27 protein-coding genes and 1 riboswitch are annotated in these 26,114 nt (G+C 47.2%); of the genes, 8 read left to right on the top strand and 19 right to left on the bottom strand.

Going from position 1 to position 26,114, the window contains the following annotated elements; translation table 11 throughout:
- Positions 1–91: 91 nt before the first annotated feature.
- The 15 genes from MKY44_RS02475 to serS form a co-directional block, all read right to left on the bottom strand.
- The gene (locus MKY44_RS02475) at positions 92–1,150 is read right to left on the bottom strand and encodes an EAL domain-containing protein (protein WP_341005914.1); all 1,059 of its coding nucleotides are present in this window, start codon (positions 1,148–1,150) and stop codon (positions 92–94) included.
- Positions 1,151–1,364: 214 nt separating this feature from the next.
- Positions 1,365–3,638, bottom strand: coding sequence for a bifunctional 2',3'-cyclic-nucleotide 2'-phosphodiesterase/3'-nucleotidase (locus MKY44_RS02470; protein ID WP_341005913.1), 2,274 nt, complete (start codon positions 3,636–3,638; stop codon positions 1,365–1,367).
- Positions 3,639–4,115: 477 nt separating this feature from the next.
- The gene (locus MKY44_RS02465; RefSeq protein ID WP_074093246.1) at positions 4,116–4,532 is read right to left on the bottom strand and encodes a pyridoxamine 5'-phosphate oxidase family protein; all 417 of its coding nucleotides are present in this window, start codon (positions 4,530–4,532) and stop codon (positions 4,116–4,118) included.
- A gap of 456 nt (positions 4,533–4,988) precedes the next feature.
- The gene (locus MKY44_RS02460) at positions 4,989–5,447 is read right to left on the bottom strand and encodes an NUDIX domain-containing protein (RefSeq protein WP_341005912.1); all 459 of its coding nucleotides are present in this window, start codon (positions 5,445–5,447) and stop codon (positions 4,989–4,991) included.
- A gap of 86 nt (positions 5,448–5,533) precedes the next feature.
- A complete protein-coding gene (locus tag MKY44_RS02455) occupies positions 5,534–6,307 on the bottom strand; it encodes a LamB/YcsF family protein (RefSeq protein ID WP_341005911.1) in 774 nt (257 codons plus the stop codon).
- Positions 6,304–7,338: a 5-oxoprolinase subunit C family protein gene (locus tag MKY44_RS02450; RefSeq protein ID WP_341005910.1), complete on the bottom strand. Its 1,035-nt coding sequence runs from the start codon at positions 7,336–7,338 to the stop codon at positions 6,304–6,306. Before MKY44_RS02450 ends, MKY44_RS02455 begins: the two co-directional genes overlap by 4 nt.
- On the bottom strand, positions 7,335–8,051 hold the full coding sequence (gene pxpB / locus MKY44_RS02445; protein WP_341005909.1) for a 5-oxoprolinase subunit PxpB: 717 nt from the start codon (positions 8,049–8,051) through the stop codon (positions 7,335–7,337). The genes MKY44_RS02450 and pxpB overlap by 4 nt, the downstream gene beginning before the upstream one ends.
- Positions 8,052–8,109: 58 nt before the next feature.
- Positions 8,110–8,703, bottom strand: coding sequence for a histidine phosphatase family protein (locus MKY44_RS02440; RefSeq protein WP_341005908.1), 594 nt, complete (start codon positions 8,701–8,703; stop codon positions 8,110–8,112).
- A complete protein-coding gene (locus tag MKY44_RS02435; protein WP_341005907.1) occupies positions 8,700–9,290 on the bottom strand; it encodes a DUF1572 family protein in 591 nt (196 codons plus the stop codon). Before MKY44_RS02435 ends, MKY44_RS02440 begins: the two co-directional genes overlap by 4 nt.
- Positions 9,291–9,358: 68 nt before the next feature.
- Positions 9,359–9,688, bottom strand: a complete 330-nt coding sequence (locus MKY44_RS02430; protein WP_264933545.1) for a DUF952 domain-containing protein — start codon at positions 9,686–9,688, stop codon at positions 9,359–9,361.
- Between the two features lie 51 nt (positions 9,689–9,739).
- Positions 9,740–10,297, bottom strand: coding sequence for a GNAT family N-acetyltransferase (locus MKY44_RS02425; protein WP_341005906.1), 558 nt, complete (start codon positions 10,295–10,297; stop codon positions 9,740–9,742).
- 28 nt (positions 10,298–10,325) lie between these two features.
- On the bottom strand, positions 10,326–10,733 hold the full coding sequence (locus tag MKY44_RS02420; protein WP_341005905.1) for a ribosomal maturation YjgA family protein: 408 nt from the start codon (positions 10,731–10,733) through the stop codon (positions 10,326–10,328).
- A 4-nt stretch (positions 10,734–10,737) separates the two neighbouring features.
- Entirely contained in the window at positions 10,738–11,289 is a 552-nt protein-coding gene (locus MKY44_RS02415; RefSeq protein WP_341005904.1) for a GrpB family protein, read from the bottom strand.
- A 375-nt stretch (positions 11,290–11,664) separates the two neighbouring features.
- Entirely contained in the window at positions 11,665–12,771 is a 1,107-nt protein-coding gene (locus tag MKY44_RS02410) for an Ig-like domain-containing protein (protein WP_289390987.1), read from the bottom strand.
- Positions 12,772–13,044: 273 nt separating this feature from the next.
- Positions 13,045–14,343 carry a serine--tRNA ligase gene (serS, locus tag MKY44_RS02405; RefSeq protein ID WP_341005902.1) on the bottom strand — a complete coding sequence of 433 codons (1,299 nt, stop codon included), beginning with the start codon at positions 14,341–14,343 and terminating at the stop codon, positions 13,045–13,047.
- Between the two features lie 387 nt (positions 14,344–14,730).
- On the opposite strand from serS, the gene MKY44_RS02400 reads away from it, so the two are divergent.
- Positions 14,731–15,966, top strand: coding sequence for an MFS transporter (locus MKY44_RS02400; protein WP_341005901.1), 1,236 nt, complete (start codon positions 14,731–14,733; stop codon positions 15,964–15,966).
- 424 nt (positions 15,967–16,390) lie between these two features.
- Here MKY44_RS02400 and MKY44_RS02395 read toward each other — a convergent pair whose 3' ends face one another.
- Positions 16,391–16,900, bottom strand: coding sequence for a hypothetical protein (locus MKY44_RS02395; protein ID WP_341005900.1), 510 nt, complete (start codon positions 16,898–16,900; stop codon positions 16,391–16,393).
- A gap of 174 nt (positions 16,901–17,074) precedes the next feature.
- Between MKY44_RS02395 and MKY44_RS02390 the strand changes: the two genes are divergently transcribed.
- From MKY44_RS02390 to MKY44_RS02360, 7 genes are all read left to right on the top strand, one after another.
- Positions 17,075–17,461, top strand: coding sequence for a VOC family protein (locus tag MKY44_RS02390; RefSeq protein WP_076253877.1), 387 nt, complete (start codon positions 17,075–17,077; stop codon positions 17,459–17,461).
- A 17-nt stretch (positions 17,462–17,478) separates the two neighbouring features.
- Positions 17,479–18,234 (top strand): NAD-dependent epimerase/dehydratase family protein, encoded by a 756-nt coding sequence (locus MKY44_RS02385; RefSeq protein WP_341005899.1) that lies wholly within the window; start codon positions 17,479–17,481, stop codon positions 18,232–18,234.
- A 145-nt stretch (positions 18,235–18,379) separates the two neighbouring features.
- A riboswitch (TPP riboswitch) is annotated at positions 18,380–18,492 on the top strand.
- A 308-nt stretch (positions 18,493–18,800) separates the two neighbouring features.
- A complete protein-coding gene (locus tag MKY44_RS02380; RefSeq protein ID WP_341005898.1) occupies positions 18,801–19,841 on the top strand; it encodes an ABC transporter substrate-binding protein in 1,041 nt (346 codons plus the stop codon).
- A gap of 215 nt (positions 19,842–20,056) precedes the next feature.
- Positions 20,057–20,347 (top strand): thiamine-binding protein, encoded by a 291-nt coding sequence (locus MKY44_RS02375; RefSeq protein WP_127551654.1) that lies wholly within the window; start codon positions 20,057–20,059, stop codon positions 20,345–20,347.
- Complete coding sequence (locus tag MKY44_RS02370) at positions 20,347–21,105, top strand: ABC transporter permease (protein WP_341005897.1); 759 nt, start codon at positions 20,347–20,349, stop codon at positions 21,103–21,105. The genes MKY44_RS02375 and MKY44_RS02370 overlap by 1 nt, the downstream gene beginning before the upstream one ends.
- 37 nt (positions 21,106–21,142) lie before the next feature.
- On the top strand, positions 21,143–22,051 hold the full coding sequence (locus tag MKY44_RS02365; RefSeq protein WP_341005896.1) for an ABC transporter ATP-binding protein: 909 nt from the start codon (positions 21,143–21,145) through the stop codon (positions 22,049–22,051).
- A gap of 81 nt (positions 22,052–22,132) precedes the next feature.
- Complete coding sequence (locus MKY44_RS02360; RefSeq protein ID WP_341005895.1) at positions 22,133–22,963, top strand: TatD family hydrolase; 831 nt, start codon at positions 22,133–22,135, stop codon at positions 22,961–22,963.
- Between the two features lie 169 nt (positions 22,964–23,132).
- Here MKY44_RS02360 and nfsA read toward each other — a convergent pair whose 3' ends face one another.
- The 3 genes from nfsA to MKY44_RS02345 all read right to left on the bottom strand — a co-directional run bounded on the left by nfsA (position 23,133) and on the right by MKY44_RS02345 (position 25,784).
- The gene (nfsA, locus tag MKY44_RS02355; RefSeq protein WP_341005894.1) at positions 23,133–23,876 is read right to left on the bottom strand and encodes an oxygen-insensitive NADPH nitroreductase; all 744 of its coding nucleotides are present in this window, start codon (positions 23,874–23,876) and stop codon (positions 23,133–23,135) included.
- Complete coding sequence (locus MKY44_RS02350; RefSeq protein ID WP_074093225.1) at positions 23,869–24,468, bottom strand: TetR family transcriptional regulator; 600 nt, start codon at positions 24,466–24,468, stop codon at positions 23,869–23,871. Before MKY44_RS02350 ends, nfsA begins: the two co-directional genes overlap by 8 nt.
- Before the next feature lie 155 nt (positions 24,469–24,623).
- A complete protein-coding gene (locus tag MKY44_RS02345; RefSeq protein WP_074093224.1) occupies positions 24,624–25,784 on the bottom strand; it encodes a YhgE/Pip domain-containing protein in 1,161 nt (386 codons plus the stop codon).
- Positions 25,785–26,114 lie beyond the last annotated feature (330 nt).

The following is a 26,114-nucleotide window of genomic DNA, read 5'->3' as shown; positions in this document are numbered from 1 at the left end:
CTAAATGAGGGTATTTATTTGAGAGAAAAATGTGCAGGCACGCCAAACAAGCCACCTCTGATCAGAAGCGACTTGTACAAGGTACAGGTTACTAATTATTACATGAATTAAATGAAGTATTGCAGTACGGACCGCCTGGCGGTTGTGCCGAGGGTTTACCAAAATAGTAGCCCTGTGCAAGCTCAATACCTATGGAACGACAGAATTCAAACTCTTCCATTCGTTCGATCCCCTCGGCAAGGACTTGCCCTCCAAATCGACTCGACATCTCAACAATATGAAGAATTTGCTGTTGTTTGGTCGAATCCTGATCACAACGGTCAATGAGACTTCGATCTATTTTGACAAAATCCGGTTCTAACCGATTCATCAACTCTATTGTCGAATATCCGGCACCCACATCATCCAGTGCAACCGACATTCCACGGGAACGATATACCTCAAATATTTGCTGCAAGATGGGCATATGCTGTATCTGCTCTGTTTCCACGACTTCAAACACAAAATCTTTAGGGTCAAGCGAAAGGCGTTCAATCGCTTCAAACGTATGTGTCAGACAATATTCGGGATTATATATGGAGGAAGGCAGGAAATTTACGAAGCGTTTGACACCATGCGGCAAAAAAAGGGCACTGGTCTCAATAGCAGTAATACGCGCCGTACGATCTAGAAAAGAGTGTAGTCCGGTCTCGCGCGCAACTTCAAATAATTCATAGGAACTGAAGGATTTTCCATTCTCAGCAGGACGAAGCAAAAACTCATATCCGATAATCTGCTCCGATGCATCAACGATAGGTTGCATATGACTGCTGAATTGATGCTCCAGAATAATGGAAACAAGCTCCGCATGCTTGAAACGGGACTCCTGCATAGTTAGACTAATCCAGCTTTCTTCATTCGCCTTTTCGTATATAGGCATAATCTGAACGGTTAGGGAATCACGTAATGTCGGATCAATTTCGCCGATCTCTTCTATTAAATTCTGAACCGTCTCAAGATTCGAAAAATCCATCCACATCATGTCATCCGACGTCTCGATAAGTCTTCCCGGCGTTTGTAGCGCTTCCAGCAAAGCGGGGGAAATGGGACGCAAGTACAAGGTACCTTGGCCCTCTATAGGATAGATTGGACTGCAGCCACTGCAATTCATGTAGGACCCCCCTTGCCAATTTAGATTCCATGTCCATTAATGTTCACTTGTATATACCCAAAGTTTGTAAATATTATATCATGGGTCTTAAAATTAATCTCTACTGTTTTGATGACTTCCTGTATGACGGTTCTTGGAACAAATATATTCAAATTTGCAGAAAAAAAGACCGACAGTCTGATGACTGTCGGTCTCCTTCTCAGCTTATTAAACTTTAAGAAGCGGGAATCACGATTTTCTGTCCAACTTTCAGGTTATGCACATTTGAGATTTTGTTAGCTGTCGCAAGTTTGCGCCAGTCCACACCATATTTCAAACCGATGCGGTACAGGTTATCCCCTTTTTTCACCACATATACCACTTTGCCGCCCGCTGGTTTTTCAGGCTGTGGCTTGGTCGTTGGTTTGGTTGGAGTAGCCGGCTCCGTAGGTTTAGTTGGCTTTGTAGGCGTAGGAGCTGGCTCCACACCTGTTTCAGGTGTTGTTGTTGCTTCACCTGTCAGTTTCAAGCCATACTCTGCAAAACCTTCATTGTTTGTACCGATGAACGACATCGCCGGGTTTGCTTCAACCAGACCTTTTGCATCCGGGGAAGAAGCAAACACAACTTCAAGATCGTTCAGCGCTGCTGCGGTTAACCCAGCAGATGGTTTGATTGGTGCCAGGGACCAGTTGCCGTCCGCTGCCGGATTAATTGTTTTATTCTCACGGATGTAGTCGATGATCACTTGACGGTTCTCATCCGGTGCAGCCAGAACGATCCGTTTGCCGTCCGGGTTAGCCAGTTTGGATGAAGAAGCACGGTAGTTATTTGTCGCTACAATGAATTTTTGTGCTGGGTCAACCGGTTTGCCGTTAAAGCTCAGGTCCTTGATCCGGCTTGCGGATGCATTAACAATCGTAGCTTTGCTATCGTATTTAGCTGGTTGGGTCACATCAATCTGATACGTTACACCATCGATAACATCGAAGTTGTACGTTGGGAAGTCATTGTTGATCAGTTGTTGTTGTCCACCTTTAGCCGGGTCGATCTGGTTGAACTGGCCTGCAGACCATTCCAGCCATTCTTTCAGTTCTGCGCCGTTAACCATTACAGCATGTACCGTATTTGGATAAACGTACAGGTCAGCAACGTTTTTGATCGCAATGGTGCCTTTAGGGATATTCGTGTAATACGAAGCGCCTGAACGTCCACCGGCTTTGAATGGTGCACCTGCGGACAATACAGGGATTTTCTCATATTCCGTACCTTGCATATGTTTTTCGACATACCATTTCTGTGCATTCGTTACGATCTGAATGGATGGATCATCCTGAACCAGAGCGAAGAAGCTGTTGATAGGTGCAGTCGTTTCGCCCACCGGACCACGAACATACTCCAATGTACCTTCATGCTCTTCATGAACCGCATCAATGATGTCCTGATCCGCATCTACCAGTGGCTTTTTGTTGGCTGTGTCATAGATTGGGCGTGCTTCCGTTTTGGAATCAACCACTTTCCATTTGCCATCCACTTGTTCTAGATCCAGATCAATAATCCCTAGGTGATCCCCCCAGAATCCTGGCTCTACAGCAGGAACGCCATTAATTGTACCTTTCTCCAGGTCTACCCCTTTTTTGCCGGCAAAATCAGCACTTGGGAACACTTTGTGGGCATGTCCAAACAGAATGGCATTAATGCCTTCAACTTGGCTCAGATACAGAACGGAGTTCTCCATCAGATCTGTTTGAGGAATTTCCTCAAATCCGGAGTGAGGGATAGCTACAATAATGTCGGCACCTTTGGCTTTCATTTCAGGAATGAATTTTTTCGCGGTAGCAATAATATCCTTGGCGATTACTTTGCCTTCAAGGTTAGCGCTATCCCATTGCATGATTTGTGGCGGCACAAATCCGATCACACCTACTTTGATCGTATGTTCTTTGCCAGTCTCATCCGTTACCTTTTTATCCAAAATCTCATACGGGGTGAAATAGTTCTTGTCATTTGTCTCATCATCATCACCATCGTCTACATAGACGTTGGCATTAATATAAGGGAAGTTCGCTCCCTCCAGCGTCATGTCCAGGAAGTCCAGACCATAGTTGAATTCATGGTTACCGATGTTACCTGCATCATAATCGAGCAGATTCATCGCTTTATATACAGGGTGAGTCTCACCCTTTTTCAGTGGATCAATTTTCGCAGAGTAGTCTCCCAGCGGATTCCCCTGAATCAGATCCCCATTATCAAACAGCAGGCTGTTCTTCGCCTCGTCACGGGCTTTCTTAATCAGTGTAGCTGTTTTGGCGAGTCCATACTGGTCTGTCTCTTTGTCGGAATAGTAGTCATAGTTAACCAGGTTGGTATGAATGTCTGTGGTCTCCATGATCCGCAGTTTTACCTTGGCAGCATCCGCAGCCGATACAGGTACTGGAAACACCGCAAGCACGTTTAATGCAACCAAAGCGGCAGTCAGGCTTGATAATACTTTTTTACTCGTTTTCAAAATAACCCCTCCCGGTTATGTACATTGAATCATGCATTAATGGGCAAACGAAGAGCGCAGAAAAAAGATAGATTTCATGGGTTGTGCGTACTGACGCTCTGATGACATGCATCGGAACTTCAGGTAAGTTTATCTCACATGAACATCTATTTATGTCTGTGCTTGTCGTTTACATTCCAAATCATAACGCAATGTTCAGTCATTGAAAAGCATTATTTTTTACATTACCCGCACATACCTAGGCAAGTTTACATTATCATGCGTGATTTCGACATTTTTTTCAACATTTTAGTAGGTATTTAGTGCTTATTATCTTTAAAATACGTATATTACATGTGTCTTACATGTATATCCAATTCAGAGTTATTCATCCATACCAAAAACCGTGAAACCTTAATGGCTTTCACGGTTGGATTAAACTCTGCGCGTATTTTCGCATAAGGACACTACTTTGCAGAGGTTATGTTCATATTCGGATTATTGTTCCCACACATGATGTTCATGATCTTTCCCTGTGTATTCAATACGAGTCGGGGTAATGTCCAGAATGACATAGTTAGGATCATTAGGTCCATCGAACCACGCCTTCAGTTCGTCGTTCCACACTTGCTCACGTAAGCCTTCGTTCTTCGTCACTTCACAGGTTCCTTCGATCTCAACTACTTCCTTGGAACCACCAGCTTCATAACCAAGTAGCAGGCTAACATTCGGATTATTCTCCAGTTCCTCTACTTTGTGTGTACGGCGGTTCGTTGCCAGATGAATGTTCAGTCCATCGTTGAAAAGCGCCATATAGCGGGATTTCGGTTTACCATTCTCCACAGTGGAGAAACTGCAAAAAGGGTTATTTTCCAATGCTTTTACAATGTTTTGTTCCAATTCAGTCTGGTTCATGGGAAGTGCTCCTTTCGGTTTGGGGGAATATTGGGAGGACTCTTGTAGAAGGTCGTTCCGGGTACGGATCGTTCTTTGGATCGCTGTTATCCCCAGATTTTTTTGATTCCCTTTTCTCAAAGGGAAAATCCGGTGATAAAGGCGAACACTTCGCTTCCTCAGAATCGATTTCGTCCCCTCCACTACGTCTACCGTTCTCCCAATTAAGTGTGAATAATAAAAGTACAAAGAGTAGTGTAGTTGTTACTACCTCTTTGTGTTTAATGACAGCTCATTATTCTCGTATTACTATAGACAGCTTAATGCAAATGCTTTTGTAATAAGCCTGTACTTATAGTGTACCCACCTCACCTATGGTGAATCCATGAACCGATACGCTAACGTGACAAAATTGGAAAAGTTCTTTATAGAAATGTTTACATAAAGAGATTAGTACGAAATTTCTTCATGGTTGATTTAATTCAGATCTCCAAGATAGATTGAAGAAGAGCCTGATTTAAGAAGCAATTCGCCAATGGTTTTTGGATATAAACGAATCTGGGACAGCTCTTCAAGTGCAATCCATTCCACAGCGACTTGGTGGTCGTCTGGATTGGAGCCTTCAAAAACGGTTGCCTCCGGATCGATCAGGCTGCACGCAAAATAAAATTCAACCTGGTGGATGTCTGCATCCCACTCGGCGAATTCATGATTTTTACCGATATACTCCCGGATATGTAACAGCTCTCCCACGTTCACGGCCTGACCAATCTCCTCCAGACATTCGCGCGCGACCGCATCCTTAAGTTCTTCACCCTTCTCCTGTCCTCCACCTGGAAACACATAAGCGGTACCATATTGGTCTTCCAGCCGGATGACCAGCAATCGTCCATCCTGCACAATGACAGCTTTCGCCGAGTTGCGTATGGGTTTCATTCTGTTCATTCACTCCTTGTCATTCCAAAATTTCAAAGTTCAATTCGAACAACCTGATAAAACTATTGTTCTACTGAACAGGCGTATCATCCCGTGGTATGCGGGGATAACTTAATGCCTTCCGATTCCAACACACGACGAATCTCTTGAGCAAATGCGAGAGCGTTTGCTCCGTCACCGTGGATACAGACAGTCTCTGCCTTAATGGGAACCAACGTACCATCCGTGGATACAACCACGCCGTCTTTCACCATCCGAAGCACTTGAGCAATCGCTTGTCCCGATTCTTCAATGAGGGCTCCAGCTTGGCTGCGAGGAGTTAACTTTCCGTCCGTCCCATAGGTTCGATCCGCAAACACTTCGCTCACACTACGCAGACCGATGCGATCCGCAGCATGAATCAGCTCACTGCCCGCCAGACCATACAGATACAGTTCAGGCTGTACTTGATAGATCGCCTCGGTGATGGCTTCAGCAAGCTTCGCATCTTCTGCGGCCATATTGTATAAGGCACCATGTGGTTTTACGTGATGCATTCGCCCTCCGCTTGCCCGGACAAAGGCATCCAGCGCACCGATCTGATACACCACCATGTCATATGCTTCCCGTGGCGTAATGTCCATACGTCTTCTGCCAAACCCTTGCAAATCCGGCAACCCGGGGTGGGCTCCAATTGCCACCTGATGCTCCAATGCCCTCTCCACTGTCAGCCGCATTGTAGCCGGGTCTCCTGCATGAAACCCGCAGGCAATATTGGCTGATGTAATCAAGGGTAGAATGGCTTCGTCCGACAGCGTGCGATATATACCATAACTTTCGCCCAGATCACAATTGATATCCAAGGTTTTCGAGGTATTCAATAAATGCCCCCCATTCCTGCCATTCTTCTGCGTATCAGTTTATCCATGAGCTGCATATTGATTTCCTGTTCCATGTACAACTGACGGGCTTGATCATGCGTAATCTTCTTAAAAGAAATTCGGGTTCCTGGCCTAGCCTGAGCCAGGATTGGCATATCCACCCGAGCTACCTGTGCAATGACAGGATAACCTCCAATCGTCTGATGATCTGCCATCAAGATGATGGGTTGACCATCCGGTGGCACCTGCACCGTGCCATAGGTAACGGCTTCAGACAGCCGATCCAGCGGCTGATCCAACTCCAGTATGGAGCCTTGCAAGCGATAGCCCATCCGATCGGATTGCGAAGAAATCACGTATTTTTCGGCATAGAATTGTTCAAGACTTTCTTGACTGAACAGCGAACTATCCTTGCTCTCCATCACACGAATAACAGGTTGCCCATAATAGTCAGGTCTCTCACGTTCAGATAAAAACCACGCAGGCGCCAAAATTCGGTGATCCCACTCACTCTCCTTTACCTGCTGCTCCATACACTGCATCCAACCTTGCGCTTCACCAGAAGGTTCACCTATGGATAACAGATCCCCCACGCGCAAGGCTCGCCCATCCACACCGCCAAGACCTGTCTTGAGGTCTGTACTTCGGCTGCCCATCACTTCAGGCACAGCTATTCCACCCGCAATCGCCAGATATCCACGCAAGCCATGACGACATGGGCCAAATTTCAGTACACTTCCAGCCCGCACCAGCACAGGACGCCACAAAGGTACAGGCAGATGATCGACCGTTGCCGTCAGATCGGCCCCACATAATGAGACTAGCTGGCTCTCCTGAAATCGAAGCTCTGGCCCCGTCATCGTCATCTCCAGCACTGCCGCATGTCGGGAGTTGGCCACAAGCATATTGGCTGCTCTGGCTGCAAAGGTGTCCATGACCCCGCCAGGATGAATACCATACCGGCGATAACCGGTTCTGCCTTCATCCTGAACGGTAGATAATAGACCAGGGCGAATCACTTCAATACTCATCGTTCGCCCTCCTTCCGCTTCAACGCCAGATAGTCCTGCATCGTAATCTGTTCGAATCGAACCCGATCACCTGCTGCCAGCAAACTCGGTACGTTCTCTTCCTGCCGAAACAACCGGAGTGGCGTTTGTCCAATACATTGCCATCCCCCGGGTGTATCCACCGGATAGATTCCCGTCTGTTTGCCACCGATACCTACTGTCCCCGCCTCAACCCGGAGCCTCGGCGTCGCTCTTCTGGGCGTAGCAATCCGTTCGGATAACCCGCCGAGATAAGGAAAACCCGGTGCAAATCCAATCATATGTACGAGATACTCCCCGGATGTATGAATCGCAATAACTTCCTCTGCGGTCAGTCCATTTTCACTGGCAACGTAGTCCAGATCAGGGCCCCACTCGCCACCATAACATACAGGAATCGTGACCGTTCTGGGCTTGTTTTGTACGGATTCCTTCATTTGATTCAACTGCTGAAGCAGAGTGCGGCATAACTTGGGGTACGGGGAGATGAACGGATCATAAAATACTGTAACGGACGTATATGAAGGCACCCATTCGATCATGGCTGGCAAAGTGCTTTTTTCCAGCAAAGCACAGACAGACATCACTCTGCGCTGCACAGCGTCAGACAATTGATCCCCGCAATGGATGATAACCGCTGTCTCACCAAGCGGAGATAGGATCTCCTCGGTCCATGCATACGTCTGTTTGGTCATGCGCCATCTCCTCCTTTGTCCACAAAGTTTGCTAGCGTTTTAACGTCAGGGCATCCATCTATTGAGACTCTCTCGAAGAATCCAAATGTACGCTGCAATTGTACAGTTCGCATTGCCACGTATTCTCATTCTTGGCGATCCGGGTAATGGATGTGTTGGACAGTTTCACGCTGATATCAAGCTCAGGTACCAGACCTCTCAGTGTATTCCGTAGAACGGCTCCGTGACTGACAACAATCACTCTTCCATCGGGGTGCTGCTGTACAATATCTTCAAGCACCGCACTGCCTCGAACAGTCCCTGCATCTGCAAGCTCACGTCCCAGATCCAGAGTACTCCAGTCCGCTCCCCACTTGGCTAACCGTTCCTCTTCCGTCGTTCCTTCGACCTGTCCTCCGCCCATCTCGCGAAGTCTAGAGTCCAGATGAATCTCCTGAATGCCCAAGCGATCACCAATGATGCGAGCCGTCTCACTTGCGCGCTCCAAGTCACTTGCATAGATGGCATCCCAGGATTCTTCGGCGAGTCTAGCGGCAAGTAAAACGGCCTGTTTCCTTCCATCCTGATCCAGCGGATTATCCGTCTGGCCCTGTGAACGTTTTTCCTTATTCCACGCTGTGCTTCCATGGCGAATCAATGCAATTTGAGTCATTGTTGGTCCTCACCTTTTTCTATATGAAGTTCATCTTCTGTAAAATGTTTGCGTGCCTTCGGCTTGGCAAATTTACCGCCGTTATATTGATCTGACCCGTTTCTCGGAATCGAGAGACTGTCCCAAGCTGTTTCTTTAAGCATTTTCGCGGCAAATACAATCTGCCCGACATGATACGGATAATGCGCTAATTGCCGAATAATGGCCTCCATAATGGTATGACCTTCATTCCGAATATATATGATATGAGACAATTGTTCCGGGGTAAACGAACGAATGGCTTCGAGTAGGCAAGTCCAGCCTTCCTCCCATTTGGCGAGTAACTCTTCCCGGGACGAAATATCATTCACGAACTCGGCGTCCCGTTCACGCCAGGGTTTCTCACCATCTGTTGTCAGTACATCCGTCCAACGGGACAGCATATTGCCCCATAGATGTTTTACGATTACCGCAATGCTGTTCGCGTCTTCATTCCAGGATTGAAACAATTGCTCGGTCTCCAGTTGTGCCATAGCTTTTTCCCCGAGCTGCTTGTAATACAGAAATTGCTTCTCGGCTGTCTCCAGAAAAACCTGATTCATATCCATCCTTTAACCACCCTTCGGAAAAGTATGTTGTCCACTGATCACGGCCAAACAGAAGCGTCACATGTTATTTATTCAGGAAATGAGAATGTGCCGTCTGCATTCGGTTCAAATGGAATGACTTTGCGAACCGCATCCAAATTGAGTTCTCCATAGATATGTGGAAATAGTTCATTTAATTCGTAGAGATCCTCATACACCAGTTCCGGCTTCAACGCCTTCTCATCAATACTAAGTAATAACAGATCTGTACGGCCTGCATAATATTGCCCGGCTACCCATGGGATCTGTTCCTTAGTGGAACAATGAATGAATCCGTCTGTCTCCAGGCTATCTGGTGCATACTCAGTCCCTTTTGACACTTGCTCCCACAACGAACGGGAAATAATACTATAGATCATGGTTCCGCCTCCTTCAATTTCTGCGATGTACCCTATGTGTCATTGGAAGTATTATAGATCATCCCGGATACGGGAGTACAATTTTTGATCCGTAAATACACCTTTGATCTTCAACTGTTTGCGTAGCAAACCTTCGTACGACATGCCCAGCTTCTCCATTACGCGTGCAGAGCCTATGTTGCCTGCATTACATTTTCCCTCCAACCGATTGCAGTCCAGTTCCTGAAAGCAATAATCCACGATGGGTTGCATCGCTTCTGCTGCGAGACCCTTACCCCATTGACTGCTGGCTATCGCGTACCCTAGTTCAGCACTCTGCATGGGTTCGTTGAGATCAAAAATGCCACCCCTGCCGATCAAGGTCTCTGTTTCCTTTAAAACAAAAGCCCAGATATGTACCGTTTTCCGTTCATAATTATCCAGTACCCGCTGAATATATTGAATTGAATCCTCCACCGTCTCATGGCATTTCCACAAGCTTTGCTGACTCACTCGCGGATCAGAGGCAAACGCATAATAATCTTCAAGATCATCCATCGTAAGCCGCCTCAGTTTTAACCGCTGTGTTTCGAATTCGGGTAATTCGGCAAAAAGTTTTTCTACATTCATTCAGCACACCTCCATGATTCACTTGAGTTCATGATCCAGCCATCTTATTTCTCAGGAAATAACGATCTATCATAACCATGCACAGAATACCAACCGAATATCGAATCAGATCGATCACCAGAAAACCATGTCCCAAAATAAGCGCACCCCATACGGTTGAACGTATCTCAATCAACCAAGGCGTCTGAATCAACTGTGAGAACTCAATCATCCAACTGAATGCACAACTCAAACACATCGCCCATACCAAGCTGCGATGAGGCCACACCATGCGTACTCCGAAATAAATCATGCCCGCCCATAATGCATCCCCGAAATGTTCATGCACCCAACCTGGCAATCGTTCACTATAGTGTCTGGATGCGAGCCCTGCCGTCATGGTCATCATGACTGCGAAGAAATAGATCAGCCTGTCTCTGATAAGTACGCTTTTCAATCAATCACACGCCTTCATCAAGCACTTGTAAAATAAATTGCGTTTTGGCAGCGGTATACGATTCCCTATCTTCCTTGTTCTCATCAGCAAGCTTCGTCTTCAGGATGGCGTAAGCTTCCACGAGATCTGGGCGTTTTCTCAGCACATCCCGAAACCGAATTTGACGATCCCAGCGTTCTTCTCCCGGGCGCATTAGATGAAGGTGTACAGCTCTCTTTCCATCCTTAACCCTGACCCAGAATCGTCTGTACTCCCGTCCATCCAGTTCAGGCGGAACGTAATTCCAGCCCACCGGATTCAGCTGATCTGCAATCAGATCCATGTCATCCCATGACTGTACCTCTGCCATCAGATCAATAATGGGTTTGGCGGGTAACCCTGGAATGGACGTGCTTCCGATATGTTCGAATTGATGGATACTAAACTGCTGTAGAAGGTGTTTAAGTTGTCCGATTTCTTCCTGAGCCTGCGCATCCCAATTAGGGTTGGCCGGAGCAATCTCTACCGACTCTGTCGCCCAGGCAGGCCAGTTTTCTGGTTGCAATTGATTTTTCATTCAGGAACCTCCTCTTCACCATGACATTTTAAATGGTAACCTTCTCTGTATTTTTCATAGGTGCATTGCTTCATGCACTCAATCGTAGTGCTCCGTTGAAATGTAAGTGTGGAACTTAGGGATAAAAGAAGATATTTCAGGTAAGCCAGATCACTAGAGTTAGAGTCTGAGCTTATAATCGAAGCTTTCATATTCATCCCATCCGATCCTGTTATATTGTTGTTCTAGCAGAAGGCATTTCAGATACATATTTCTATATATCCAAAAAAGGAGCGTATGTCTACGCCCCTAGTTGTCTGTTACATTGATGATTTTAACGATGTCATGTACTTATTTATCTTTGAATTGATGCAGAGCAATTCATTATATAAAGATTTATTTTACCGTAACAGGGATCGTCACTTTTTTGTTGCCCCACTTGGCCGTGATGGACGTTTTCCCTTTGCCTACAGCCACGATCTTGCCATTTGTCACTGTCGCTACGCCCGGCTTTGTGCTGCTCCACACCGCACTGTTGGTCACAACAGTGGTTTTGCCCGTATCATACTGTGCCATCACACTCAGCGTTGTACTTCCCTGTGGGGACAAAACCAGTTTTTTCTGGCCTGTAATCAACTTTTTGAGCAAAGGTACAACGGTAACCTCTGCCTTTATTGTCTGATTTTGATAAGTTCCTGTCAAGGTTGCTTGTCCCTCGGTCAGCGTCTTAACGGCTCCATTTTTCACGATAGCTACATTTGTATTGGAAGAGGTCCATATCACTTGTTTCGAAAGGTTAATCGTTTTGCCGTTTGCGTAGGTGCCGATCACCTTCAACGCTTTGGACTTCTTGATGTTCAGCTGCATTGAGGCAGGTGTAACCTCGACTTTGGTAATCTCATCCGTCACAGCAACAGGGACTTTCACGATCGTTGTTCCGTATTTACCCTGCAGCAATACTCTGCCGGGTGTAACGCCTTTGATTTTACCGTTTTCCAGCACAGCCGAAGAAGTGGATACGGACCACACAATCTCGGACGTCACATCTTCTTCCTTGCCGTTCGCCCGTACAATGCTTACTTTGGGAAGTGTACTTTCACTGCCTTTAACGAAACTGTAGGATTTCGGTGAAGCTTTGATGCTTTTGATCTTCTCCTGCACCTGGACAACCAACTGGGCTTTAGCCCCGTCTACCTCTGCAAAAATGGTTGCTTCGCCTGCGGCTACAGCCTTGACTTTGCCTTTCACCATCGTCGCAACCGCTGCATTACTGGTGGACCAAGTCACGCCCTCGGTAACATCCTGCTTGTTATCAAAACCTTCTACCGTTGCCATCACCTGAAGCGCAGCTGTTTCGGAAACACTCATCTTCTGCGGGCTGCTATTGGTTATTTCAATCGATTTCACGTCACCAGTAGCCGCCAAGGCCAACGAAGGGACCAGTATTGTTAATGTCATAATTAGAGCAAGCGTGCCTCGAAGCGCCAGTTTGATTCTACTCATTTTTAATTTCCAACTCCCATAATCCAATATTTTACTTCTATTATATTATATCGGATACGAATTGCATAAAGTTGAATAACATAAGTGGGAGTCTTTGAACAATTCATGAGATCAGCGTGTAATCGTTATAAAAACCTTTGAATCTAGCCCAACATAGTAGGAGCTTGGTTTATGTAAATACTATTTCAGTTGAAAAGGGGATGTCCATCGTCACATGCAACATGACGTTTGGAACATCCCCTTTTTGAATTACTAGAGCGTTAACTAACCTTTCTAATTCACTTCATCCTGCTCTGGCAAAATCAAGCTCTCGGCCCCGCCCATATAGGGCCGCAGGGCTGGCGGAATGTGAATGCTCCCATCCTCCTGCTGATGATTCTCAAGCAACGGAATCAGGATACGCGGCGATGCCACCGCCGTATTATTCAGCGTGTGACAATAGGCCAACTTACCTTCGGCATCCAGGCAACGAATATTCGAACGGCGAGCCTGAAAATCATGCAGATTCGACGACGAATGCGTTTCTCCATATGCACCGCGGCTCGGCATCCAAGTCTCGATGTCATACTGTTTGTACGTTTTCTGCGACATATCCCCGGTACACACTGCGACAACACGATACGGCAGTTCCAGTAATTGCAGCAATTCTTCGGCGTGTCCCGTAATCTCTTGCAGCATGCGCTCCGATTCTTCCGCATCAGGGGCACAGAGAATGACCTGCTCCACTTTGGCAAATTGGTGCACACGATACAATCCGCGTACATCACGTCCGCCGGAGCCAACTTCACTGCGGAAACACGTCGATACCGCGGCCAGCTTCACAGGCTCTTGAACATCGACAATCTCATCCGCATAATACGAGACCAGTGGCACTTCAGAAGTTCCCACCAGCCACTTGTTCTCCCCTTCGAGTTCATAGACCTGATCTCGACCTGTTGGGAAGAATCCGGTGTTCACCAGTGCGTCCTCCCTGACCATCAGCGGAACCTCCATTGGTGTAAACCCATGCTTCAGCAGCAGATCAAGCGCAAGTTGCTGTACTGCTCGATGTAATAACAGGCCAGCGCCTTTTAATACATAGCTTCGCGTACCACCAATCTTAACTCCACGGGGAATATCGATCAGATCATGCAACTCCCCAAGTTCTACATGATCTTTGGTGTTATACTCGAACGTTGGCACCTCTCCCACACGTCGCAGTTCTACATTATCCGCATCCGACGAGCCATTGGGGGTATCCGGGGATACGATATTGGGTACCAGCCATTGCAGCTTGGTTACTTCCTCCTGCACAGGGGCGAGCCTCGCTTCCACCTGTTCCAACTGTTCATTGATCTGTTTTACCTGAGCCCGCAAACCCTCGGCCTGTTCCCGATTCCCGGCTTGCATAAGTCTGCCAATGTCCGCGGATAACGTATTGCGCAATCTGCGTCCTTCTTCCGATTTCTGCAAAAGTGCCCTGCGTTCCTCATCCCGCTCTAACAATGTGCGAATGTTGATCTTGATTTTTTTCCCGTCTGCTGCGGCCTGAACCTCTTCTGCATGTGCCCGAATCCATTTCATTTCTAACATGGTCACCGTCTCCTTTGGCTATAAAAATACAAAGAGCGCCCTCATCCCTTGGGACGAGGAGCGCTCTGCTCGCGGTGCCACCCAACTTGCTGAATCAGGATATCCTAATTCCAGCCTCTTGGTCCGCGATAACGGGCGGTTCCGGTTAACTTGGGGAAATATCGCTCCCCTGGCGAAAACGCCTCCGAGTTGGATGCTCTTCAACGGCATGGTCCGATCTGTAATTGTTGGTCTCAGTATATACGAACGCCGGACCAGATTGCAACCTTCTGTATCGATCAGGAATTCATGGCACAACTTAACATGTCCTGTTATGATAGACTTTGTCTTCAAGATTGCGCTTTATTGTGATCCTCAATTTATGTATATAAGTAGAAGGAGTTCTTTATGAAAAAATTACTTTGGATCGGATGTCTATCCTATTTCCTGATTGGACTTGCCCATGTTGTGCTCGGTTCCATTCTACCGGTTGCACTTGAACATTACGGCAAAGATTATAGCCAAGGCGGAACGCTGATCTTTGCTCAATTTGCCGGATTCCTAGGTGGTGTATTGTTATCTCCATGGCTGAACAGACGCTTTGGTAAACGGGGAGGCCTGTTAATCGCCACAGCACTACTCTGTATCGCAGAATTAACCTACATGCTGCTGCCACCATGGGGCTGGATGTTCGTCATCGCACCTGCGGCCGGCTTTGGATTCGGAATGGTTGAAGCTGTTATTGGCACCATTATCATCGCTGCAATCAAAGACAATACAGCCGTTGCCATGAGTCGACTGGAAGTGTTATTCGGGATCGGGGCGATGGTCATGCCGCTCATTGCCAGCGGTCTGATTGCTGCCGGATACTGGCGTCTCTCCTTTCTCGTTGTTGCGATCTGCGCAGCGCTGACCTTTGTTTTCTGGGCGAAAGGATCATTCGGTGAACTCGATAAGTTTCTGGAGCGACAGAGTTCAAATCATGCTTCCGTAAATACGCACTCTGCTGGGACATCGGGTGAGATGCATCCCGCATCTGCAAGTACACCCAGTCCAACCTATCGTGGCCGTAACAGGACTCTTCTGGTATTATTCGTTCTGTTCTTCTTCCTATATGTTGGCACAGAGATGAGTCTTGCAAACTTCATGCCGGCGATTCTGATTGAGAAAATGAACATGAAGGAAGCCGGAGCAGCGCTTAGTGTCACCTGTTTCTGGATTGCCATGTCCGTGGGACGACTCTTCGCCGGGTATATCGCAGAGAAATTCCAATACCGCGTCTATGTCCTGTACAGTTGTCTCGCATCTGTTCTCTTGTTAATGGTATTTCCATTTACAAACCAAATCTGGTCTGCATTTCTCATCATCTTGCTGCTTGGACTTGCGATGTCAGGCATTTTCTCCATTGCCCTTGTCTTCGCCAGTAAACTGCTGCCCGGAACAGAAGAATCCACACCTAGCATTTTGATTGCCTCAGGTGGGGTTGGCGGTGCCATCCTGCCTTTGACTACGGGATGGAGTCTTGATCATCTCGCGGTTAATCAGTCTGCATGGATGCTTGCGATCTTTGCAATTGGCCTGCTTGTCATTAGCGTAATCACGTATCAATGGCAGAACAAACATATAGCGAATTCTGCGACTTAACCGTTCTGTGTTGATCCAGTCCTGAAGATTAGAAATACCTATTAAAGATATTGAAATGTCTACTGTCATGACCTGACAGTGGGCATTTTTTTGTAGCGTTACTCTGTTCTAACGAACCTAGCACACGCTATCCCCCTCCATTTCCGCATGTTTGAAATCTAACGAATCCTAGAGACGTTATTATAGATAATTAGCTTCAATTAAATGCCTCGTTGGAGGTTTTTTGCATAATAACACCGCTGAGATTCGTTAGGTTTTCATTCCCTTAGAAACTGGCCTAATAAGGTGTCCTCGATTCGTTAGCGCTGTAATCATGGTGGCAAGTGCCCTATCTCTGCCTCTCTGATCACCTTTCATTAAAGGTGAGAATAATATCTATTCATTTGCACAAGATTGCCCAGGAAATACTTTAGGCCCATCTGTATCACACACTTTTGTTAACGACAGGCATTACGGGCCCGTTATCCTTGATGAATTTACCGAATACATATCGCACGAGTGGTCCCAGAATGATTAACTGATATGGAAGCGCCAGGCTGAAGTTGCGAGCGATCGTCTGAAGATAGGTACGGAATATGGAACCCCCACTTAATTGGTCTGCAAGATACGCTGAAATCATTCCATACATGGACATGATCAGAACCATGCCAATCACCATGAAAAATGACATGACGAGCACACCCAAAATCTTGTTGGACTTGTCAAAGGGCAAGGAGAATGCAATCTTTCTGGCCACAGGGCCAACAATGGAAGACTCCACCAGAAACGCGATGACAAAACATAATATGAATTGAAGCAGTATCTCAAGCGGGGACATCTTGCCGAGTAACCCACTGTGCCATAGATTGAAGAACATCATGACCAAGACCATTCCTGTACACATCATTAATCCGAAAATAATCTGTTCCTTCTTGCTGGTTGGCAATTCTCTCATCCTCTCTGTTTACCTTCGTAATTATAGAGATGACCAAACCCTCCACATAAGTGAACATTCTGTGAACAATTATGTTTTTTCCAATTTAAAATTGGATTTGACAACCATGTAGTACAGCCCTATGATATCCCTTAAAATGGTAGAAACATTCACTACATAAGGAGGATTTAGATTATGAGTTTTCAAAAACGTATTGACCATGTTGGTATTGCCGTACGTGATCTGGAGACCACGCTGCGTTTCTATACGGAGATTGTTGGTCTTGAATTAAAAGACCGGGTAACCCATACTAACGGCGTCATTCAGCTCGCCTTTCTTGGCTTCAATGGAAGTAACGAGACTGAGATTGAGTTAATTCAAGGATACAGCGACAAGCTGCCTTCCGAAGGTACGGTGCACCATTTTGCGATCCACGTGGATGATCTTGATTCTGAGTACAAACGCATTCAATCCACCGAAGCCGAATTTATCGATGGAGAGATTATCACACTGCCTAACGGTTACCGCTATTTCTTCATCTATGGACCTGAAAAGGAATGGATTGAGTTCTTCCAGCGCTAAGAATTGGAGCTGATTTCATGAACATTTTAATTACCGGCGCAGCCGGGAAAATTGGACGTGACTTGTCCCAACACTTGTCAGAAGCATTTCACCTGCGACTCACGGATTTGAATATCGACAGACTGCATACGTATCAAGGGACAAGCCATGAGATCATGACGCTGGATGTGACAGATCCCGAAGCCTGTCAGCATGCTTGCGAAGGCATGGATGTGGTTGTACATCTGGCGGGAGACCCTTCCCCGCATGCCGGATTTTATGAATCGTTGTTGGATATCAATATCAAAGGTACATTTAATATATTCCGTGCAGCTAAAGACCAAGGTGTACGAAGAGTCATTCTTGCAAGCAGTGCTCAGACGATTGAGGGGTACCCCATTGATGCTCAAGTCTATCCGGACATGCCCACACGCCCGCGGAATTTGTACGGGGTTAGCAAATGTTTTGGAGAATCGCTCGCTTCCTATTTTGCGTATACCGAAGGTTTACAAAGTGTTGCGGTACGTATAGGTGCATATGATGATTTTCAACCGGACGGACCAGTGCTGGAGGCAAGGGATATGAGCGCGTATATTAGTCCGGCTGACTTGTGCGATTTGATGTTCAAAGCAATTACAACTACAGATCTGGAGCCCTTCACCATACTGCATGGGATCTCGAATAATCGGTTTAAACGATTGAATCTGGAAACCACTCAGAGACAGGTAGGTTATGAGCCCAAATCCGATGCTTTTGCACTCAGTCAGATTTCCTTATATGATTCGCCACGATAATTATTGAAAATAACACATCCAAACAGGCTGATATACATATGTATATCAGCCTCTTTGATAAGTTCATACGTGTCCCCATCCAGTTCCTGACTGGACACGTTCCACCCGCTGGCCTATAATTACACCTAGTAATGCCCGTAACTTCATAGTTTCCCAGGGGAGTCGGAATTGGCCGGCTGAGAGTGTATCCCACCAAGATACTAACCCTTAGACCTGATCTGGATCATGCCAGCGTAGGAATCGGAGTATATCGAAATGGCACAGCCCTATGGCTGAACGCCACCTCTCTAACGCCTGCACGCGTCCCGGAATACGGGGCGCTTTTTTTGTTACTATCAGAAAGTATAAGTTTGGAAGCATCACCTTTCTGATATTGCAAGAAAAACTGCCGCTAAACGCGGTCTGGCTTCCTTGAATGACATCGATGGACGTTTACTTACGCTCAAAAATAACGTCATCCGGATCTCAACTGGTATAAATCTGTCGATTTATGCAAGATGATTGGATATGAAGCCAAGGAGTACCCCGTGCCAATCGGCCGGACATACCGAAGGAGAGAACCACAGATGAAATGGAGTAAAACGATGGGATTGTTGCTCTTATGCGTGCTTATGGTGACTGTAGCCGCATGTGGTAGCAAAGAAGCTGCCCCAGCTGGGCAGAACGGCAACACAAATACGGAAAGCAGCAACGAAGGTGACACTGCCGCCATGAAAGATATTAAAGTGGTGCTCGACTGGACACCAAATACGAATCATACAGGCCTGTATGCAGCTGTAGATCAAGGTTTTTATAAGGCCGAAGGCTTGAACGTGGAGATTGTACAACCAGGTGCCGGTGGCGCAGATACAATGGTTGCCTCGAATGAAGTGCCTTTTGGCGTAAGTTATCAGGAGAGTGTAACTCAAGCCCGCACACAGGGTGTTCCATTGGTCTCCATCGCAGCAGTTATTCAGCATAATACATCCGGGTTCGCTGCTCCGGCGGATCGGAAGATCAAATCACCGAAAGATTTTGAAGGTAAAACCTATGGCGGATGGGGCTCCCCTGTGGAAGAAGCCGTGATGCAATCCATTATGGAAGGCGAAGGCGCCGATGTATCCAAAGTGAAAAACATTAACATGGGTGATGCCGACTTTTTCACCGCAGTGAAACGGGATATTGATTTCGCGTGGATTTTCTACGCTTGGACGGGGATTGAAGCCGAACTACGCGGGGAACCGATCGACATGTTATATGTGAAGGATTATTCAGATGCACTGGATTATTACACGCCTGTCCTCGTAACAAACGAGCAGACGATCCAAAACGACCCTGAGCTGGTGAAAGCGTTCCTGAAAGCCACCTCCGAAGGATATCAATACGCAATTGATCATCCTGAAGACGCAGCGAACATTCTGATCAAGGCTGTACCGGATCTGGATAAAGACCTCGTACTGGCAAGCCAGAAATGGCTTAGTCCCAAGTACACAGATGACGCCCCGCGTTGGGGTGAGCAAAAGCAGGAAGTATGGCAGAACTACACCGACTGGATGTTTAGCAAAAAACTGCTGGATGAACAGATCGATGTGAGCAAGGCATATACAAACGAGTTTTTACCCCAATAAAAATTGCTTAAGTTTAACTTTTTTACACAAGAACGAAGAGTACAGAACCCATCTGAAGAAGCGAAGCGTTCGCCTTTATCCCCGGATTTCCCCATTGAAAATGGATTCAAGAAATCTGGGGATAACAGCGATCGGAAGAGGGTACTGCAATCGGAGTGATAAGTGTAAACCTGGTTCATTCATGCAATTTATCACGAAAGGAGCCGTGATCTCTCATGGCAAGTACACTACTCAGCATTCAGGTTATCCCGAAAACGCCAAATGGCGAGAACTCTTATCCTTACGTAGATCGCGCCATTGAAGTTATTCAACAATCTGGCTTGAAATATCAGGTGAACGCGCTCGACACCACGATGGAGGGGGAACTGGAGGAACTGCTGGAGGTTGTCCGTAAAATGCATGAGGTACTCGTGGAGGCTGGCAGCCCAAGCATCATCTCCCAGATCAAAATCGCCCATAGCCCTGCTGGCTTCAGCATGGATACCCTGACGGAGAAGTATCGCTAATGCATGCCTATTTCAAAAGTGTATGGCCGCCCATAGTGGCGGTTATTCTCTTTATAGCGATATGGCAGGGAGCTGTATCCCTATTCCATATCGAGAAATGGATGCTGCCAGCACCGTCCGATATCGCCAGCGAAGCGGCATCCCAGGCTGAGCGACTCGGCATGCACGCCTCCGCAACCATTCAGTTAACGCTGATCGGATTCGCGGCTGGCACCGCGGTTGGATTATTAATTGCAATGGTGCTACATTTAGTCCCTTTTCTCAAGTCAGCCCTGTATCCTTTACTTATTCTTAGTCAAAATATCCCAACCATCGCGCTCGCGCCGCTCCTGTTAATCTGGTTTGGATTCGGGCTGTTGCCCAAGCTGATTACGATCATCTTGGTCTGCTTCTTCCCCGTTGCAGTGGCGGCCATGGATGGCTTGACCCGTACTGACGCCGCGATGATGAACTATATGCGCATGGCTGGTGCGAAACGTCACCATATCTTCTGGAAGCTGGAGCTCCCCCATGCGCTACCATCCGTGTTCTCCGGTGTCAAAATCGCCGCTACCTATAGCGTGATGGGTGCCATCATTGCCGAATGGATTGGTGCAGACAAGGGTATTGGTTATTATATGATGCTGCAAAAGTCGGCTTATCGCACCGATCGTCTATTCGTGGCGATCATGATTATTGTCGCGCTCAGCTTGCTGCTCTTCCTGTTCATTGCCCTGCTGGAGAAGCTGCTCGTGCGCTGGCGGCCACAGAAGCGATAATAAAGAAGTAATCTGTATATTAGGAAGTGATGACCATATGAATCGGCAACAGGACGAACAAGTCCAGCCTGGACGAGGAGCACACGCAGTGGAGCCAACAAACGGTGAAAAGTTAAACTCGGCTACGCCTAATCGACCTGCCAATACGACTCCTGCTCCGGTTCCACCTGCACTGGACGTTGTTAATGTTCATGCATCATTCCGTGAACGGCGGAGCAGGTTACCGGTTCTGAACGGCCTGTCCCTGACTGTGGAGCAAGGCGAGTTTGTCGCTATCGTTGGACCATCCGGCTGTGGCAAAAGCACCCTGTTCCACATTATCGGCGGTCTGCTGAAGCCTCAGGAAGGGCAAGTGCTCATGAACGGTCATGATGTGACGGGCCAACGGGGCAAGATCAGTTATATGCCACAACAGCCCGCCCTTTTCCCGTGGCGCACCATTGAAGATAATGTATTACTTGCTGGAGAAGTAGCCTCGAACGCTCCCCCTCGGGCTGAAGCACTTGCGGAAGCTCGTAAGTGGTTAAGCAGCGTGGGTCTTGCCGGGTTTGAGCAAGCATACCCTCATATGCTGTCTGGCGGAATGCAGCAGCGTGCTGCATTTTTGCGTGCCCTGCTCAGTCCGCAGGAACTCATGCTGCTGGACGAACCTTTCAGCGCGCTGGATGCACTGACACGTAGCGACATGCAACGCTGGCTTCTCGATATCTGGGAACAGAACCGCCGCTCGGTGCTGTTCATCACCCACAATATCGAAGAAGCATTGCTGCTTGCGGATCGGGTCTATGTATTATCCAACCGACCTGCAACAGTGATGCACGAGGTACATGTTCCTTTTGATCGCCCAAGACGAGAAGAAATTACGGAGGAATCCGCTTTTCTGGAGCGTAAACGGCAGATTGCTCAGTGGATGAGAGAAGAACAGCAGAAAGCCCGCCTATCATAATAGCGCGGGTTTTTAAGTTATTATTTTCCTTTAATGGGTGATCCATCACAAGGAATTCTGCGTAACATAGTTAGAATATAAATGAACACAAGGAGGAATTCCCTCGTGCATTCTCAAGCTTTTGCACCATTAATTGATGCTCATATTCACTTCGATCAGTATACCCCTAACGAACAACGCGAGATGCTGTTATCTTTCCCGTCTCAGCAGGTCGAGGCAGTCATTGCCGTGTCCATGAATTTCGCTTCTGCCCAGGCCAATCTGGAGCTTGCAAAACAACATCCACGCACCATCTATCCAGCCTTCGGTTTCCATCCGGAACAGGAACTGCCGTCCGTTGCAGAAATAGACCTGTTCTTCCAATGGATCGAGAAGCATATTGGACAAGCTTCAGCCATCGGAGAGGTCGGGCTCCCCTATTACAATCGTCTGGAGGCGGAGCAGGCAGGACAGCACTTCGATCAGAGCGGGTATATCATGCTGCTTGAACGTTTCGTCCAACTTGCCAAAAAGCACAACAAACCACTTGTACTTCATGCGGTATACGATGATGCGGATATCGTCTGCGATCTGCTAGAGCAATATCAGTTCCGACGTGCTCACTTCCACTGGTTCAAAGGATCTCGCCAAACTGTAAGGCGCATGGCGGACAACGGTTATTTCATTTCCTTCACGCCGGATATTGTGTATGAAGAAGAGATTCGTGAACTCGCCCGGCAATATCCATCAGAACAAGTGATGGCCGAGACCGACGGACCTTGGCCCTTCGAAGGACCATTTCAGGGACGAATGACACACCCGGCCATGACCAGACAGGTCATCCAAGCTTGGAGTGAAATCACTGGCATGGGAACCGAGCGGGCCGCCCGTCTTTTTTATCAGAACACAAAGCGTTTCTATGGTTTAACTTGATTACAATCTGATAGCAGCAAGCACAGCACAAAGAAGCCAGTCGGTTTCGCCCCGACTGACTTCTAGTCTACTATATATATCAGTTGAACTAAATTTTTACACAGGAACGTAGAGGACAGAAATAACCTGAGGAAGCAACGCGTTCGCCTAAAAGTACCTTCAGTTCAACTTAACGCTTCAAGAATCCTTTGCCTTCCAGGAACGGTCTCACTTGCAGCCGTGTCGGCTCAGTCAGCCGCTTCGCCATCAGTTCGGACCATGGAGTCGTTCTTTCACCGTTAGTCCGTTCTTTCATGTAGGCCGTCGTTGTCTCATCATACTGCTCAACACCTTTGATGCTCTGCTCGGCATTATAACGATTATGATGCAGGACTGCATCCAGCGGCAGACGTGGCCGAATTCCCGTTTCCTGATCTGCAACACCAATACACATGCCATACACCGGATATACCCCTTCCGGCAATCCCAATAACTCAGCTACTTCCTCAATCCGGGTACGAAGCCCGCCAATATATACGATCCCGAACCCTAGTGACTCCGCTGCAAGAGCGGCGTTCTGGGAAGCCAGAGCAGCATCAATCGTGGCTACCATGAAATTCTCGGTTGAATCGGCATACGATTCCTTCTCAGGAAGATGACGTTTCGCAGCATCACTCAGTCGATACAGATCAGCACACCATACGAGAAATACCGGACATTCATTGACATAGGCCTGGTTACCTGCCAATTCAGCCAGCTTGGCTTTTTGTTCTAAGTCAGTCACAGCAATTACGGTATATGCTTGCACACTACTTGAAGAGGAAGCCATCTGCCCTGCAGATACAATGGCTGCAAGCTGCTCATCACTTACCGGGTCTGGCTTGAATTTGCGTACAGAGCGGTGTTTCATCATCAACTCAATGGTTTCATTCATGGTGGTTCACTCCCAATCCTCGTAGTACGAACTCAATTGTCTGCTCAGCAAGCTCGTCTGTATTCATATCCTGATAATCAAAGCCAAATCGTGAATTCTTGGCCCGTTTGTGCGCCAAAGCCACACCCATAACCTGAAGCATTGCATAAGATACGGACTCGACTTGGAACAATCCCTGGTCTTTTCCTTCTTGCAGCAGGTCCCTCACTCGGGTCCATACAGGGTCTAGAAAACGAAATACGGTAGCTGTACGATGTGTCCGCAGTGTAATTTCAAGCTGCACAATATCACTCATCTCCCGATCCGTCATCGTGAACTTCACGACTTCACCAATAATTCGGCGGATACCTTCCACAGGCGAGGACATCGACTCTTCCGCCAGCGCGTTCATCATATGCCCCGGGAAGAAATGCTCAAATAATGCTTCGAACACTTTTTCTTTGCCGCCAAAATGATAAGACACCAGCGACACATTGGCACCTGCCTCATCACATATTTGACGAACACTCGTCCCGTCATACCCCTGCTGTGCAAAAAGCTTCTTGGCTGCAAGCAATATCCTCGTTTTGATATCCAACTCCGGTTCCGTCATTCCGTCCCGCTCCCTCTTGTCCGTTCATCTCATTCGCTCCAGCTCAAGGACTGCAGCCAGCGATTCATCTGTCTATTATATTACACCAAGCACCCCGATGAAAATCATCGGGGTGCTTGTCCTATCCTATGATGCAATGGTATGCATCTGCTGTATTAGTTGTTTGCTTGAGCAGGGCTTGGAGCCATAGCTGGCATGCGTTGTTTTTTCAACAACGTCACGACCAGTGACAACGCAACGGCAACCAACAGTACAATCACGATAGAGCCCGCAGCAGACTGAACTCCTGGGCCTCCCAACTGCACGCTCAGAATACCCTGAACGGCGTATGTTGCAGGCAGGTACTGCCCAATGCCACTATAGAAGCTGTTCAGCAATTCACGCGGTACCATTGCACCGGAAGATACCAGTTGCAAGGACAGTGAGATGATGTTGAACAGACTTCCTGCTGGTCCAAAGCAGATCAGGAAGAACTGGGAGAAGAACATGAACGTGCACAGGAAGAGCGCCTGGAACAACCAGAATGCAACGAATCCTTGTGCAATCTGTCCTCCCAGTGCCACAATCAGTGAAGATCCCAGCAAGGAAACGACCAATGCAGAACCCACGTTAATGACTACTCTCGCGCCAAACAAAGTCAATCGGGAATAGGTAGATGACAGCATACCCATGGCTGTCTGGAGGTTCATCCCCATGATCATGGCACCTACATAGGAAGCCAGTACCATCATCATCGGCACCATCTGATTATTCATCCCGTTAACCGGGTTGATGGACGTTGTCGTTCCTTCCACTCGGGTAGTCAGGTTTGTCGCGGCTTCAGCAGCCTGATCGGCAGGCGCACCTGAAGCGGTCAACACCGTCTGTACTCCTTGTGCTGTAGCTTGTTTGTTAATCGTGTTTGTCACACTTTGTGATACACCTTGCATCATGCTTTTAATCGTAACCGGGTTTGCTTCATTAATGGTGTATTTAATCTCGGCGGTTGAGCCAGCCGTCTGAAGCAATTCGTTAAATCCAGCCGGGATATCCAGCACCATGTGTACTTGGTGATGATTCAGCTGGTCCAACGCTTCAGCCGCACTCAGATTGGATACGGTATGGAAAGGCAGTGTTCCTGCGAGCGAATCTGCGATTCCTTTGGACATTTCGCCGTCCTCGTTCACAATCGCAACCGTCAATTCTTTCGTACGGTCATTTACTCCAGAATATGCGGTCATCCAGATCACGCTAAAGATCACTTGGAACATAAGTGCTGTTACGATCCCTACAATCACTGGCGGTTTTTTAAACAATGTACGTAAAGCCTGTAACATAAAAGGTGTCCTCCATTACTCAAATAGTTCTAATTTGATTTAAACAGTTGTTTGAATCAAACGATCGTTTAAATTTTATGTGAATATGTCCATATTGTCAACTCATTTTTTGAAAAATTCAGAAAACGTAAGCCTTATTCATGAATACAATTGATCCATTTTCACAAAAGAGCATTATGCTTTCCTTTCTCCGAAGAAAAGAACATCTATACCAACGATTCAGTCTTACTTTTTGGCGACTCAACTGTATTTTTTCTCAACAAAAAACACGGTCCGCCGCAGCGAACCGCGCATTTATTCATTCTCACTTCATTTACAATAAAGCGTTGA

This window comes from Paenibacillus sp. FSL R7-0026 (genome assembly GCF_038004485.1).
Taxonomy (GTDB): Bacteria; Bacillota; Bacilli; order Paenibacillales; family Paenibacillaceae; genus Paenibacillus; species Paenibacillus xylanexedens_A.
This window is presented reverse-complemented; position numbering and strand designations above follow the sequence as displayed.